The following is a 13,779-nucleotide window of genomic DNA, read 5'->3' on the forward strand; positions in this document are numbered from 1 at the left end:
GTCTGCTCGCCGCCGACCTCGATGGCGGGTGGGGGTGCCACGGGTAGGGGCGGGCGGAGTCCTACTACCGGCGGGGGATCGGTTCGTCACACCGTCAAGCGTAGGAGACACCGGCGAAACGACCGGCCGGGCCGAACGGCGATGGACAATGCGGGGGTGAGCATGCTGGTCGAGGACAACCCCGCCAAACACCGCTACGAGATCCTGGTCGACAACGCGTTGGCCGGCTTCACCGCGTACCTGCCCCGCGAACAGGTGCTGATCTTCACGCACACCCAGGTGGATTCGGCCTTCCAGAACATGGGCGTCGGCTCGGCGCTGATGCGTGGCACCCTGGATCAGGTCCGCGCGCAGGGGCAGCGGGTGGTGCCACGCTGCCCGTTCATGGCCGCCTTCATCGAACGCCACCCGGAGTACGCCGACCTGGTCACCAGCCCGGAGTGACCACGCCGCCGGCGAGCAGCTCGGCCGCGGCCCGACCGGCGGCCCGGGTGGCGCCGTGGGTGGCGACGTGCACCGCGCCGGTGACCAGCGCGGGTACCCCGAGTTCGACGACCACCGCGTCGGGGCGGACGGCCAACGCCCGGGCGACCGCGTCCCGCATCCAGGCGTGCCGGTGCAGGTCGCGGACCACCAGCACCAGCGGCCGGCCGGTGGCCTCGGCGGCCAGGTCGGCCGGCACCGAGTTCTCGACGTACCGGACGCTGGTGGTGCCCGGCACGAGAGCGGCCAGCGGCGCGGCCACCCCCCAGGGGGTCTCCGACCCGATCGCGATGTTGTGCGGCGGCTGGAGCTCGACCACGTGCGACGGGCCGGTCAGCGGCAACGAGGTGGCCGTGACCTCGCTCGTGGTGATCCGGACCGCCAGCCGGGCCGCCGCCAGCCCGACCGCCGAGCCGGCCGGCGCGGGTGGCGTCGCGGAACGGGCGGCACGCGCCGCCACCGTCCAGGCGGCGAGTTGCCCGACCCGCTTGGCCGCCTCGGCCAGCCGCTCCTCGGGCAGCTCACCGGCGACCACCGCGTCGACGATCGCGTCGCGCAGGTGCCGGGCCGCCTCCTCGTCAGCGTGCTCGCCGCCCACGCAGATCGCGTCCACTCCGGCGGCCAGGGCACGCACCGCGGCACCGGCGAGACCGTAGCGGCCGGCCACCGCGCCCATCTCCACCGCGTCGGTCACCACCACTCCGTCGAAGCCCATCTCCTCGCGCAGCACGCCACCAAGGATGCGGCTACTCAGGGTGGCCGGCAGATCGGGATCCAGGGTGGGCACCAGCAGGTGCCCGGTCATCACCGCCTGGACGCCCGCCGCCACGGCGGCCCGGAACGGGGCCAGTTCGACGGCGTGCAGCCGGGCCCGGTCGGCGTCGATGCGGGGCAGATCGTGGTGGGAGTCCACCCGGGTGTCACCGTGACCGGGAAAGTGCTTCGCGCAGGCGGCGACGCCACCGGACTGCAGGCCGCGTACCCAGGCGGTGGTGTGCCGGACGACCAGCGACGGCTCCGCGCCGAACGATCGGACACCGATCACCGGGTTGTCCGGGTTGGAGTTGATGTCGACGTCCGGCGCGTAGTTGAGGGTGATCCCGACGGTGGCGAGTTCCACGCCGAGGTCGCGGGCCACCTGCTCGGTCAATGCTGGATCGTCCACCGCGCCGAGCGCCAGGTTGCCCGGGCGGGAGCTGCCCCGGCCGGACTCGATACGGGTGACGTCACCCGCTTCCTCGTCGATGGCGACGATCACGTCCGGCCGCTCCGCGCGCAGCGCCGCGGTCAGCTCGGCGACCTGCGCGGGATCGACGACGTTACGGCTGAACAGCACCACCGAGCCGAGCCCGTCGCCGAGCCAGCGGCAGATCCAGGCGGGTGGGACGGTGCCGACGAAACCGGGTTGCAGGACCGCAGCCGCCAGGGCCGCCAGGTTTGCGTTGCGCTCGACTCGATCGCTCATGTCGGCACTCCGCTTCGCTGCGTGCCGGCATGAGGCACCGCCGCACTGAGTTGATGATTCGCTCGCTGCCGCTCGCTCATTCGGCGCTGTACCCCCGCGTGTTCCGCCGTGGACCCCCGCCGGCCGGCGGTGCAGACATGGTCACACCGCGCCAACCAATAGTCAATAAACCTTACAGTTGCCTTGGGAGCGCTACCCGGCGACAGTGCGGGTATGGACCCCGTGCTACTGGCCGATGCGACGAGCCCGGCCGACGTCCCCGGCGTACGCCTGCTCGGCCTGGTGGTCGGCGGTCTGCTGCTGCTCCTCGCCATCCGCGCGATGTTCCGCCGCTGACCACCGTTCCGCCGCTGACCGCCCGGCGGGTGTGAGCGGTGCTCGCCGGGGTACCGCCTGCCGCACAGGCATCAGCGGGCCGAAGGGGACGACATGAAGCTCGGATACTTCCTGTCCACCGAGGAGTACACACCGGCCGAACTGCTCGACCAGGCCCGGGCCGCCGAGCGGGCCGGTTTCGCGGCGCTGTGGATCTCCGATCACTACCATCCCTGGACGGACGCCCAGGGGCAGAGCCCCTTCGTCTGGTCGATGCTCGGCGCGCTGAGCCAGGTCTGCCGGCTACCAGTCACCACCGCCGTGACCTGCCCGACCGTACGCATCCACCCGGCGGTGCTCGCCCAGGCCGCGGCGACCAGCGCGGTGCTGCACTCCGGCCGGTTCGTCCTCGGGGTGGGCACCGGGGAGGCACTCAACGAACACATCCTCGGCGGCCCGTGGCCGCAGGCCGGCGTCCGGCTGGAGATGCTGGAGGAGGCGGTCGAGGTGATGCGCAAGCTGTGGCGCGGCGGCTTCGTCAACCATCACGGCCGGCATTACCAGGTGGAGCACGCCCGGATCTACACGCTGCCCGAGACTCCCCCGCAGGTGTACGTCTCGGCGTTCGGGCCGAAGGCGGTGGATCTGGCCGCGCGGATCGGCGACGGGTTCGTCAACACCATGCCCGACGCGGACCTGGTGCGCCGGTTCCGGGACAACGGCGGCGGCGACAAGCCCTGCCAGGCCGGTTTCAAGGCCGCGTACGCGCCGACGGTCGAGGAGGGCATGCGACTGGCGTACGAGCGCTGGCCGACCGAGGCGATCCCCGGCGAGCTGCTCCAGGTCCTGCCCTCGCCCCGGCACTTCGAGCAGGCCGCCACACTCGTGAATCCGGAGGCGATGCGCGAGGCGTTCGTCTGCGGCAACGACGCCGACGCCCACCTGGCCAAGATCGACGCGTACGCGAAGGCCGGTTTCGACGAGGTCTACGTCGCCAACACCGGACCGAACTGGCCGGGGCTGCTCGACCTGTACCAGCGCGAGGTACTGCCCCGGGTGCGCTGATCGACTCGGGTTTCGGCGCGGATCCTCCCGGGTACCTGCGGCCTTCGATGAAGCTGACCACGCACTCGATGTCGTTGCGCCGCGCCGCGCGCAGCCTGTTCGGTTGGACCGCCCTGCGTCCCAACCAGTTGGCCGCGATGCGGGCCGTGATGCGCCGCCGCGACGCCCTGGTGGTGCTGCCCACCGGCGCCGGCAAATCGGCGATCTACCAGATCCCGGCCAGCCTGATCCCCGGCCCGACCGTGGTGATCTCACCGCTGCTGGCGCTTCAGCAGGACCAGATCGCCGCGCTCAACGAGCGGCAGCGCGCGGAACTGCGGGCGGTCCGGATCAGCTCGGACGAGACCGCCGCCCAGCAGGCCGAGGCGGTCGCCGAGATCCGCGACGGGCGGGCCGAGTTCCTCTTCATCACCCCGGAGCAGTTGGCCAACCCCGACCGGCTGGCCGAGGTTCGGGACCTCAAGCCGGCGCTGGTGGCGATCGACGAGGCGCACTGCATCTCGGCCTGGGGACACGACTTCCGCCCGGACTACCTGGCCCTCGGGCAGCTGATCGAGGGCATCGGCCGACCACCGGTGGTCGCGTTGACCGCCACCGCCTCCCCACCGGTACGCGACGACATCGTCAGCCGGCTGCGGCTGCGCAAGCCCGAGATCGTGGTCTCCGGCCTGGACCGGCCCAACCTCTTCTTCGAGGTGGCGCACTGCCCCAACGAGGACTACCGGTGGCGGCGACTGATCGCCCTGCTGCGCGACGACAAGCGGCCCGGCATCATCTACGTGCCCACCCGTCGGGCCGCCGAGGAACTGTCCGCCCGGTTGACCGACGCGGGCTATCCCGCGCAGTACTACCACGGCGGGATGCCGGGCAGCGCCCGCACCCGACTGCACGAGGCGTTCCTCGCCGACCAGGTGCCGATCATGGTGGCGACCTCGGCGTTCGGGATGGGCATCGACAAGCCCAACATCGCCTGGGTGGTGCACATGGCGCTACCCGACTCGCCGGACAGCTACTTCCAGGAGATCGGCCGGGCCGGCCGCGACGGGCAGCCCGCCCGGGTGCTGCTGCTCTGGCAGGCCGAGGACGTCGGGCTGCAACGCTACTTCAGCGGTGGACTGCCCGACGCCACCGAGCTGCGCGACCTGGCCGCGTTGCTGCGCAAGGAGCCGACCACCCGCAAGGAGCTGCGCGAGATGACCGGGCTCGGCCCGCGCAAACTCGGGCAGTACCTCGCCCTGCTGGAACAGGTCGGCGCCGCCCAGCAGGCGCCGGGACAGCGGGTCGGGGTACCCCGTTACGCCCCCACTCCGGTCGACGCGGCGGCGGCCGCGGTGGCCGAGGCGGAACGGCAGCAGAGCCTGACCCGCTCGCGTACCGACATGATGCGCGCCTTCGCCGAGACCACCGCCTGCCGGGGGCAGACGTTGCTTGCCTACTTCGGCGAGCAGATGACCGAGATCTGCGGGCACTGCGACAACTGCCACGCCGGCACCAGCGTGCCCGACGACGGCTCGGTGGGCCCGTTCCCGGTACACAGCCAGGTGCGGCACGCCGAGTGGGGTTCCGGCCTGGTGCTCAGCTACGAGGAGGATCGGATGACGGTCCTGTTCGACGAGGTCGGGTACAAGACGTTGTCGGTCAGCGTGGTGTCCGAACAGGGCCTGCTCACCCTGGACTAGCCTGAGCCGGCCGCTGCCGGTCGCCGGGTCTGTCCGGCCCGGCCGGGCGGAAGAACCAGACCGGCCGCCACCGGCGGCACGGCGACGAGAACGTGAACGAGGATCGGGAGGGGCGGGTCGTGATCGAAGAACCGGCGTACACCGGGTTCGGTTTCTCCGACGAGGAGTGGGGGCTGCTGGTCGGCCTGCCGCAGTCGGTGCTCACCGCGGCGAGCGCCGCCGAGTCCGACGGCACCAGGGCGACGATGGCCGAGGGTGCCGCCGGTCTGCAGACCATCTCCGGCGGGCGGGAGTCGGCAAGTCCGCTGGTCGCCGCCGTGGCCGGCGAGATCGTCAGCCGGGTCGGTGACCCGGAGGCCGGCGAGGAGCTGCCGGTCATCGAGCCCCCGGACCCGCGCGGCTACGCCGAGGACGTGCTGGGCCGGGCCAAGGAGGCGTCGGCGCTGCTGGCGGCCAAGGTGGACGAGGGCGAGGCGGGCGCGTACCGGCACTGGCTGGTGGAGATCGCCGAGCAGGTCGTCGGCGCCGCCAGCACCGGCGGCGTGCTCGGCCTGGGCGGTACCGAGGTCAGCCCCTCCGAGCGCCGCTTCCGCGACCGCCTGGCCCAGGTCCTCAACGACTGACCCCCTCCCCCTTGCCCCCGTTGATCATGAGGTTAGCGGCAGTCTTGATCTCCGCCGGCGCCGCTAACCTCATGATCAACCGGGTGGGGGTGGGGGTGGGGGTGGGGATCGAGATCCGTGCCGCCGCCTCGTCGGAATGACGGCGGTCAGGGCCGGGTCAGCAGGGTCAGCACCGCCCGTTCGGCCTGCTCCGCGGAGGCGCCCTCGGTCACCGGAACGACCACACCCTCGTGGAACAGATCCACCACCCTCGGATCCACGTACGAGGCGCGGGCCACCGTCGGCGTGTTGCCGAGCAGCTCCGCCACCTGTCGCATCACCGCTGCCACCGCCCGGCGGCGAGCGGTGACCGACCGGACGGAGGTCGCCGCGGCCAGTTCCGTCGCCGCCCGTACCGTCGCGTGCCAGGTGCGGAAATCCTTCGCGGTCATCTCGCCGCCGCTCGCCTCGCGGAGGTAGTCGTTGACCTCGTCGGCCCGTACGTCCCGCCACTGCCGGCCGTCCCAGTAACCGAACAACCGGTCGGCCGCCCGTCGCCGCCGGCGCAGATCCGTCAGCACCCGGCACAACTGGGGATCGGAGATCAGCCGTGCCTGCTCGATGCCGCCCTTGGCCGGGAACTCGAACAGCACACAACCCCGGCGGAGCCGGGCGTGTTCGGGGCGCAGGGTCGCCACCCCGAACGTCGGGTCCTCGCCCGCCGCGTACTGGTCGCTGCCGACCCGGAAGGTGCCCATGTCGAGCAGCCGGGTCACCGTCGCCAGCACCCGCTCGCGGGGCAGCCCGCGTACCGCCAGGTCGTGGCCGACCCGCTCGCGCAGCAGCGGCAGCCGGCCGGCCACCTCCACCACGTGGTCGAACTTCGCCTCGTCCTGCCGCTGTCGCCACAGCGGGTGGTAGAGGTACTGCCTACGTCCGGCCGCGTCGACACCGATGGCCTGGATGTGCCCGTTCGGGTACGGCGAGATCCACACGTCGCGCCAGGCCGGCGGGATGACCAGGGCACGCAGCCGGGTCAACTCGTCGGAATCGCGTACCGGCTCACCGCGCGGGTCCAGGAACGACCAGCCGCTACCCCGTCGGCGTCGCCGGTACCCCGGCCGACCCGGATCGCTACGCCGCAACCGCACGGTCCACCCGCACCGCCCGCTCCACCTCGTCGACGGCGGCCAGCACCTCGTTCACACCGAGGGCGACCATCGTGGGATGGTCGCCTACCCCGTCCCACGCCGGCCATGCCCGCGCGCCGGCCCAGAGCGCCCGGTGCCGTCGGCGCTCCAGCGGCGGCCCCCAACGGGCCGGCGAAACCGGGCCGAACAGCACCACCGACGGGGTGCGGTAGCCGGTGGCCAGATGCGCCACTCCGGTGTCCCCGCTGACCACCAGCCGCGCCCCGGCGATCAGAGCGGCGAGTTGGGCCAGGTCCGTGCGGCCGGCCAGCACCGCAGCGGCCGGCAACCCGGCCTGGCAGGCGATGCCCGTGACCGCGGCCCGCTCGGAGGCGCTGCCGGTCAGCACCACCCGGTGCCCCCGTCCGGTCAGCTCCCGGGCCAGGCTCGCGTACCGGTCGGGCGGCCAGCGCTTGGCCGCCTCCTTCGAGCCGGGATGCAGCACGGTGACACCGCCGGCAGCCCGGTTCGGCTCCGGCCGGCGCAGGTCCAGGTCGGTCGGGTCGGCCGCAATCCCGTACCCGCGCAGCAGCCGGCACCAGCGCGACACCTCGTGCTCGTCGTCGTCCCAGTCCGGCCCGTCGGCGTGCGACGTCTCGGCGTTGGCGAAGGCGAGCAGCCGGCCAGGGCGGACGGCGGCCAGCAGCCGGTGCGACCGTGGGCCCCGGCCGTGCAGGTTCACCGCCACCTCCACCCGCCCGGCGGGCTGGTCCAGCCGGTCCAGGCCGGCGGTGGGCAGCACCCGGTCCACCCCGCCGACCAGCTCGACCAGCGGTCCCAGCCAGGCCGGCGCGGCGAGCACCAACTGCTGGTCCGGGTATGCCGCCCGCAACGCCCGCAACGCCGGGACCGCCGTGGCGAGGTCACCGACGCCGAGGGCACGCAACGCCAGGATCACGGGTACGACGTCTCCTGCTCGGCGCAGACCACCATCTCGCGGATCGCGCAGCCGGCCGGCTGGGACAGGGCGAACATGATCGCCGCGGCGGTGTCGGCCGGATCGTTGAGGATGGCGTCCGCCCCCGGGCGGTACTGCGGGTCGCGTTCGTCGAAGAAGGCCGTCCGCATCCCGCCCGGGACGAGCAGCGTGACACCGACCGTGCCGGCCAGTTCGGCGGCGAGCGCCCGGGTGAAGCCGACCACCCCGAATTTTGCCGCGCAGTACGCCGTCGCGTCGCTTACCGCCTTGATGCCGAGAGTGGAGGCCACCGTCACGACGGTGCCCCGGGACGCCGTGAGGAACGGCAGCGCGGCCCGGATCACCGCAGCCGTCGCCAGCAGGTCGACGGCGACGATCCGGTCCCAGGTCTCGCCGGGCACGTCGGCGAGCCGACCGGGTACGTCGATGCCGGCGGCGGTGACCACGGCGTCCAGGCCGCCCACGCGTTGGGCCAGCTCGCGGGTGGCCGCCTCGGCGCCGCGGGTGTCGGCCAGGTCGCACTCGACCCAGGGCACCCCGTCGGCCGGTGCCTGCCGGTCCAGTACCAGTGGCCGACCACCAGCGGCGGCCACCGCCGCCACCACGGCCGCACCCAGTCCGCTGGAGCCGCCGGTGACCAGCACCGTGCGCCCGGTGGCCGGCGCGCTCACCGGACTACCTCCGCCCGGGTGGCGGTCGCGGCGATGATCTCGGTGGTGGAGCGCCCGTCCAGGTAGGGCACCACCACCGTGTTGCCGCCCCACCGGCGCAGGATCTCCGCCTCCGGCAGGCCATCGCCGTCACCGCCGCCGTAGTCCCCGCCCTTGACCCAGACGTCCGGGCGCAGCCAGGACAGCGCCGCTTCCGGTGTCGGCTCGTCGAAGATCATTACCGCGTCGACACAGCTCAGCGCGGCCAACAGGCGACTTCGGTCGTCCTGGCGCATCACCGGCCGGTCCGGCCCCTTGAGGCCGGTGACGCTGGCGTCGGAGTTGAGGCACACGACCAGGCAGTCGCCGAGCTGCCGGGCGGCCTGCAACGTCGCCACGTGGCCGGCGTGCAGCAGGTCGAAGCAGCCACCGGTGGCCACGACCGTGCCTCCGGCGGCGCGCACCCGGGCGACCACGGCGGCGGACGCGGCCACCCCGACCCGGTCACCGGCCACTGCGGCGTGCACCGCCTGCGGGGCGCGCCGTACCGGCGTCGGCAACGCCGTAGCCACCCCACCGTCCGCCACGTACGCCGAGGCCTCCGTCACCGCCTCCTGCACCGCCTCGGAGACCAGCGCGCCACGAGCCAGGGCGAGACTGGCGGCGACGGCGAACCGATCGCCCGCGCCGCAGGTGTCCCCCTCGGCGGCCATCGGAGCGGGCACCATCAGCGGGGTCGACCCGGCGTGGCTGAGCAGCGAGCCGTCGGCGCCGAGGGTCACCGCGACCGCCCCTGCGCGCCACCGCTGCCGCAACCGCTGCGCCCCCTCCGCGGCGGTGGCCAGCCGGGTGCCGCCGACCGGCGCCTCCGTCAGCTCCCGCACCTCCGCCTCGTTCGGGGTGACCAGGTTCGCCCCGGGTACCGCGGCGGGCCCACGCGGGTGCGGATCCCACACCAGCGGGGCACGGATCGAGGCCAGGGCCGCCCGCAGCGCCGGCTGCCGCGCCACCGCGCGGCCGTAGTCGCTGACCAGCACCACCGATGCCCGGTCCAGGAGACGCAGCACCGCCTCGCCCGGCTCGCCCAGCTCCCCCACCCCACCGCCCCGGTCATGGCGCAGCAGTACCCGCCCCCCGGACCGCAACCGGATCTTCTCCGGGGTCGCACCGGCCAGCCGCAGCGGATACACCTGCACCCCGGCGGCGGCGAGCAGCACGCTCAGCCGGGCCCCCCCGGCATCGTCGGCCAGCGCGGTCACCAGCACCACCTCGGCACCCTGCGCGGCGGCGAAGACGGCGGAGAGCCCGGCACCGCCGGGCCGGTCCACGTGCGCGATCTCGTCGAGCACGGGCACCGGCGAGTCCGGACAGAGCCGGTTGACCACACCCTCGACGTCCCGGTCGAGCAGGGTGTCGCCGACCACCACCACGGGTCCCGTCACGCTTGCCTCCTCAGGCCTGCACCGGCCGGCCGGCACCGCCGTCCAGCACCACCTCGACACCGGACCGCACCGCACCGGCCGCTGGCGCCGTCGGGGCCAGCTGATCCGCAATCGCCTGCTCGACGTACTCGCAGAGCAGGTGGCTGGAGACCAGATGAAGTTCCTGGATCACCTGGGTGTCCGGCGAGTCCACGGCGAGCACCTCATGACACGCCTCGGCGAGCGGGTTCGGTGCCGGCCCGGTGAACGCCCAGCAGCGCAGTCCCGCCTCCCGGCCGGTCCGGGCAGCGGCGAGCAGGTTGCCGCTGCCGCCGCTGGTGGACAGCAACAGCAGCACGTCGTCGGGTCGTCCGTGGGCGCGGACCTGCCGGGCGAACACCTCCTCGTAGCCGTAGTCGTTGCCGATCGCGGTCAGCGCCGACGTCTCGGCGTGCAGCGCGATGGCGGACAGCGGCTGACGGTCGTCGCGGAGCTTGCCGACCAGTTCGGCGGTCAGGTGTTGTGCCTCGGCGGCGCTGCCACCGTTTCCGGCGACGAGCAGCCGGCCGCCGTCGGTGAGCCGCCGGGCGAGCACCGCGCCCCACCGGGCGAGCAGCGACTCGCAGCGCCGGAACGGCGGCAGGGCCGCGGTCAGGTGCGCCAGGTGCGCGTCGAGCAGACTCATCAGGCCACCACCCGGGTCGGTCGGTGCACCGCGGCCACCTCGTCGTAGACCTCGGCGAGGCGCTGCGCGGTGACCGCCCACGAGTAGTGCCGGCGGGCCCGGGCCCGCGCCGCACCCGCGTAGGCGAACCGGCGGATCCGGTCGTCGAGCAGCGCCCGCAGCGCCTCCCCGAGCGCACGCGGGTCGCGCGCCGGCACCAGGTCCCCGGTGACGCCGTCGACCACCGTGTCACGCAGGCCACCGACGGAGGTGGCCACCACCGGCACCCCGCACGCCATCGCCTCCAGCGGGGTCAGCCCGAACGGCTCGTACCAGGGCGCGGCGACCAGGATGTCCGCCGAGCGGTACCAGCGGCCCATCTCCTCCCGGGGCACCGCACCGACCAGGCGGACCCGGTCGGCGACGCCACAGCTGCCGGCGAGCGCCCGCAACCTTCGGGCGTACGGGTCGGTTTCCAACAGACCGGCCGGTGGACCGCCGACCAGCACGCACTCGGCCTCGGGCACGTGCGCCATCGCCCGTACCACCGTCTGGAAGCCCTTGCGTTCCACCAACCGACCCACGGTGAGGATCCGGGTCCGCCCGGGCTCCCGCTCGGTGGCCGGCCCGAGCGGGGCGAAGGTGGCGAGGTTGACACCGGACGGGATCACCGTCATCGCCGTGCGTGGGACCCCCATCCGGACCAGCTCACCGACCTCGTCGCGGCACTGGGCGATCACCCGGTCGACCGAACAGCCCAGTTGGCGCTCATAGCCGATCCGCCGGGCCGGGCTGGTGTCCTGCACACCCTGGTAGCGACGCTTCACCGTGCCGAGCGCGTGGTAGGTCTGCACCACCGGCACCCCGGTCTGCCTGCCGGCCTCCAGCGCGGCCAGCCCACTCATCCAGAAGTGCGCATGGATCACCTCGGGGGTCCAGTCCCCGCCCCGCCAGCGGTCGATCAGCCACGCGCCGAACGGGCGCATGTGCGGCAGCAGGGCGTCCTTCGCCACCGGCTCGGCCGGCCCGGCCGGCACGTGCACCACGTCGTAGCCGTCCGGAGTGCGTACGGTCACCGGTAGGTCGACCGCGTCGCGGCGGGTGTAGACCCGCACGTCGTGCCCGGCGGCGGCGAGCGCGGCGGAGAGTTCCGCGACGTGCGTGTTCTGGCCACCGGCATCCTCGCCGCCCAGGATGGCGAGCGGGCTGGCGTGCTCCGAGATCATCGCTATCCGCATACTTCCTCCTCCAGCAGCCGGTCCCAGTCGGTGAGGAAACGGTCGAGGCCGTAACGTTCACGAGCGGCGGCGCGGGCCTCGGCGCCGGCCTCGCGCGCCCACTGCGGTTCGGCGACGAAGCGGGCGGCGGCGGTCAGCAGGGTGTCGACCCGGGTGGAGAGGGCATTGGCACCCGCTGGCACCGCCATCACCGCATCGGTGGTGGCCAGCGCCACCACCGGCATGCCCATCGTCATCGCCTCGATCAGGCTCAGCCCCAGCGACGTCCACCGGCACAGGTGCAGGTACGCCCGGCGGCGCGCCAACTCGGCGTGCATCCGGTGCTGCGGCACGTCGTCGTGGCTGGTCAACCGGTCAGCCGGCAGACCGAGGTGCTCGGCCAGCCCGGCGACCCTCATGCCGAAGACGTCCAGCGGGGCGATTTCGGCGAACCGGGGCAGCAGGTCGGTGCCGGTGACCCGCCACCGGCGTACCGGTTCGTTGATCACGACGGCCAGCCGGTCGAGTTCGCCGGTCCAGGCCGTCGTCGGCGCCACGATGCCGTGGTCGACAACCGTGGTGCGGGTGGTGCCGGTGTCCCAGAAAAGCTCGTTGAAGGCGGTCACGTGGGCGACGAGCAGGTCGTCCCGATCGGCCATCGGGTGACGGCTGTCGGGGACCTGGCCGTCCTTCGGCGTGTTGTGCTCCACGTAGACGGCCGGCAGGTCCCGGCCGGGCCGGCGGCCGAGCCACTGCTCGGCCAGGTCGATTTCCTCCGGACGTTGCAGGATCACCACGTCGACGTCCGCGGTGCGCAGTTGCTCCGGGCTCACCTCCGCGGCGCTCTCCGGCCAGGTGTACGTCCGGGCGCGGCCCAGCCCGTACGGCCCCCGGTCCGGGGTGGCCGGGATCAGGTAGCGGTGCTTGCCGTGCACGAACGAGGTGGTCCAGGAACCGTGCACGTGCCAGAGCAGGATGTTCATCGGCCGCCCCCACCGCCGACGGTGGCCACCTCGGGTGCCGCCCGGGGCCCGGCCGGACCGGTGACCGGCTGGTCCGGCGGCACACCGAGCAGGCGCAGCGCGTCGAGCACGGCAGCCGGCTCGATGTCGCTGAGGCAGGGATGCCCGGGTACCGGACACCGGGCGGCCCGGGTGTCGCGGCAGGCGGCGGTGGCGTCGCCGAGGCGTACCGTCGGCACCCGCCACGGCCCCCACTGTCCGAAGGGGACGGTGGGAGCGAAGAGGCTGACCACCGGCACGCCGTACGCGGCGGCCAGGTGCGCCGGCCCGGTGTTGCCGACCACCACCGCGCCGGCCGCGGCCACGATCCCGGCCAGCTCGGCCAGGCCGGTGCGGCCCCCGAGGTCCCGGCCGTGCCGGCCGGCGACCCGCGCGGTCAGCTCCCGCTCGGCGGGACCGCCGGTCACCACCACCCGGTAACCGGCGGCGCCCAGTTCGTCGGCGATCCGTTCGGCCAGTTCGGGCGGGCAGCCCCGGGCTGGTGCCGCCGATCCGGGATGCAGCACCACGTAACCCGGGCCGCCAGCCTCGGGTCGCGGCGCGACCGGCCGCAGCCGCAGGCACGGTTCATCGCCCTCGCCGAGCAGGTAACCGGCGGCGGCGGCCAGGGACAGGGCCCGCTCCGCCTCCGGCACGCCGACCGGCACCCGGTGCCGCACGTCCAGCAGGCTGCCCGGGTAGTCGTCGCTGATCGCCGCGATCCGGGCCACCCCGGCCATTCGCAGCAGCAGCGCCAGGGGCAACGGCGACTGGTGGAACGAGGTGAAGATGACCGCCTCGTCGGCGGCCACCGCCGCGAGCCGGCCGACCAGGATGGCCATCTCCTGCGGCTCCACCGGCGCGGGGGCCGGGTCGATCCAGGGCAACCGGTGCTCGATCACCTCGTCGACGCCGGGGAGCAGGTCGGCGGCGGACCGCCCACGGGGCCCGCAGAGCAGCACCACCCGCTCGGCTCCGGCGGCGACCGCCCGGATGCCCGGTCCGGTGACCAGCACGTCCCCCGCCGAGTCCGACCGCACCACCAGCACCGTGCGACCGCCACCGGGGCGTGCCACGCCGGCTCGCCGGACGCCCGCGGCGCCGGACC

13 protein-coding genes and 1 pseudogene are annotated in these 13,779 nt (G+C 73.8%); 5 read left to right on the forward strand and 9 right to left on the reverse strand.

The annotated features are described in order from the left end of the window. Positions 1-162: 162 nt before the first annotated feature. On the forward strand, positions 163-444 hold the full coding sequence (locus AC2CHE_RS02190) for a GNAT family N-acetyltransferase (RefSeq protein ID WP_484503290.1): 282 nt from the start codon (positions 163-165) through the stop codon (positions 442-444). Here the strand turns inward: AC2CHE_RS02190 and AC2CHE_RS02195 are convergent. Further along, on the reverse strand, positions 428-1,948 hold the full coding sequence (locus tag AC2CHE_RS02195) for a glycoside hydrolase family 3 protein (RefSeq protein ID WP_484503185.1): 1,521 nt from the start codon (positions 1,946-1,948) through the stop codon (positions 428-430). The two genes, AC2CHE_RS02190 and AC2CHE_RS02195, sit on opposite strands and share 17 nt — an antisense overlap. Before the next feature lie 213 nt (positions 1,949-2,161). Here AC2CHE_RS02195 and AC2CHE_RS02200 point away from each other — a divergent pair, with 213 nt between their 5' ends. The 4 genes from AC2CHE_RS02200 to AC2CHE_RS02215 all read left to right on the forward strand — a co-directional run bounded on the left by AC2CHE_RS02200 (position 2,162) and on the right by AC2CHE_RS02215 (position 5,630). Further along, positions 2,162-2,284, forward strand: a complete 123-nt coding sequence (locus tag AC2CHE_RS02200; RefSeq protein ID WP_275415498.1) for a hypothetical protein — start codon at positions 2,162-2,164, stop codon at positions 2,282-2,284. A gap of 93 nt (positions 2,285-2,377) precedes the next feature. Continuing rightward, positions 2,378-3,328: a TIGR03557 family F420-dependent LLM class oxidoreductase gene (locus AC2CHE_RS02205; protein ID WP_484503186.1), complete on the forward strand. Its 951-nt coding sequence runs from the start codon at positions 2,378-2,380 to the stop codon at positions 3,326-3,328. 47 nt (positions 3,329-3,375) lie between these two features. Further along, positions 3,376-5,007, forward strand: a complete 1,632-nt coding sequence (locus AC2CHE_RS02210; RefSeq protein WP_484503187.1) for a RecQ family ATP-dependent DNA helicase — start codon at positions 3,376-3,378, stop codon at positions 5,005-5,007. 119 nt (positions 5,008-5,126) lie between these two features. Beyond that, the gene (locus AC2CHE_RS02215; RefSeq protein ID WP_484503188.1) at positions 5,127-5,630 is read left to right on the forward strand and encodes a hypothetical protein; all 504 of its coding nucleotides are present in this window, start codon (positions 5,127-5,129) and stop codon (positions 5,628-5,630) included. A 146-nt stretch (positions 5,631-5,776) separates the two neighbouring features. Here the strand turns inward: AC2CHE_RS02215 and AC2CHE_RS02220 are convergent, their stop codons facing one another. From AC2CHE_RS02220 to AC2CHE_RS02255, 8 genes and pseudogenes are all read right to left on the reverse strand, one after another. After that, complete coding sequence (locus AC2CHE_RS02220) at positions 5,777-6,760, reverse strand: DNA topoisomerase IB (protein WP_484503189.1); 984 nt, start codon at positions 6,758-6,760, stop codon at positions 5,777-5,779. Continuing rightward, positions 6,744-7,697, reverse strand: a complete 954-nt coding sequence (locus AC2CHE_RS02225) for a glycosyltransferase family 9 protein (protein WP_484503190.1) — start codon at positions 7,695-7,697, stop codon at positions 6,744-6,746. Before AC2CHE_RS02225 ends, AC2CHE_RS02220 begins: the two co-directional genes overlap by 17 nt. Further along, positions 7,694-8,389 carry an SDR family oxidoreductase gene (locus AC2CHE_RS02230; protein ID WP_484503191.1) on the reverse strand — a complete coding sequence of 232 codons (696 nt, stop codon included), beginning with the start codon at positions 8,387-8,389 and terminating at the stop codon, positions 7,694-7,696. Before AC2CHE_RS02230 ends, AC2CHE_RS02225 begins: the two co-directional genes overlap by 4 nt. After that, on the reverse strand, positions 8,386-9,810 hold the full coding sequence (locus AC2CHE_RS02235; protein WP_484503192.1) for a PfkB family carbohydrate kinase: 1,425 nt from the start codon (positions 9,808-9,810) through the stop codon (positions 8,386-8,388). The genes AC2CHE_RS02230 and AC2CHE_RS02235 overlap by 4 nt, the downstream gene beginning before the upstream one ends. Before the next feature lie 10 nt (positions 9,811-9,820). Next, positions 9,821-10,474: a D-sedoheptulose-7-phosphate isomerase gene (locus tag AC2CHE_RS02240; RefSeq protein WP_484503193.1), complete on the reverse strand. Its 654-nt coding sequence runs from the start codon at positions 10,472-10,474 to the stop codon at positions 9,821-9,823. After that, positions 10,474-11,691 (reverse strand): glycosyltransferase, encoded by a 1,218-nt coding sequence (locus AC2CHE_RS02245; protein WP_484503194.1) that lies wholly within the window; start codon positions 11,689-11,691, stop codon positions 10,474-10,476. Before AC2CHE_RS02245 ends, AC2CHE_RS02240 begins: the two co-directional genes overlap by 1 nt. Then, on the reverse strand, positions 11,682-12,653 hold the full coding sequence (locus AC2CHE_RS02250; protein ID WP_484503195.1) for a glycosyltransferase: 972 nt from the start codon (positions 12,651-12,653) through the stop codon (positions 11,682-11,684). The genes AC2CHE_RS02245 and AC2CHE_RS02250 overlap by 10 nt, the downstream gene beginning before the upstream one ends. Beyond that, a pseudogene (locus AC2CHE_RS02255) lies at positions 12,650-13,771 on the reverse strand (glycosyltransferase family 9 protein); the annotation flags it as partial. The gene AC2CHE_RS02250 and the pseudogene AC2CHE_RS02255, both read right to left, overlap by 4 nt. Between the last annotated feature and the right edge of the window lie 8 nt (positions 13,772-13,779).

It is taken from the genome of Micromonospora sp. ATLC16 (assembly GCF_057196645.1).

Bases quoted from the DNA above. Each gene is read 5' to 3' on its own strand.
- AC2CHE_RS02190 (WP_484503290.1), top strand. From the start codon at position 163: ATGCTGGTCGAGGACAACCCCGCCAAACACCGCTACGAGATCCTGGTC.
- AC2CHE_RS02195 (WP_484503185.1), bottom strand. From the start codon at position 1,948: ATGAGCGATCGAGTCGAGCGCAACGCAAACCTGGCGGCCCTGGCGGCT.
- AC2CHE_RS02200 (WP_275415498.1), top strand. From the start codon at position 2,162: ATGGACCCCGTGCTACTGGCCGATGCGACGAGCCCGGCCGACGTCCCC.
- AC2CHE_RS02205 (WP_484503186.1), top strand. From the start codon at position 2,378: ATGAAGCTCGGATACTTCCTGTCCACCGAGGAGTACACACCGGCCGAA.
- AC2CHE_RS02210 (WP_484503187.1), top strand. From the start codon at position 3,376: ATGAAGCTGACCACGCACTCGATGTCGTTGCGCCGCGCCGCGCGCAGC.
- AC2CHE_RS02240 (WP_484503193.1), bottom strand. From the start codon at position 10,474: ATGAGTCTGCTCGACGCGCACCTGGCGCACCTGACCGCGGCCCTGCCG.
- AC2CHE_RS02245 (WP_484503194.1), bottom strand. From the start codon at position 11,691: ATGCGGATAGCGATGATCTCGGAGCACGCCAGCCCGCTCGCCATCCTG.
- AC2CHE_RS02250 (WP_484503195.1), bottom strand. From the start codon at position 12,653: ATGAACATCCTGCTCTGGCACGTGCACGGTTCCTGGACCACCTCGTTC.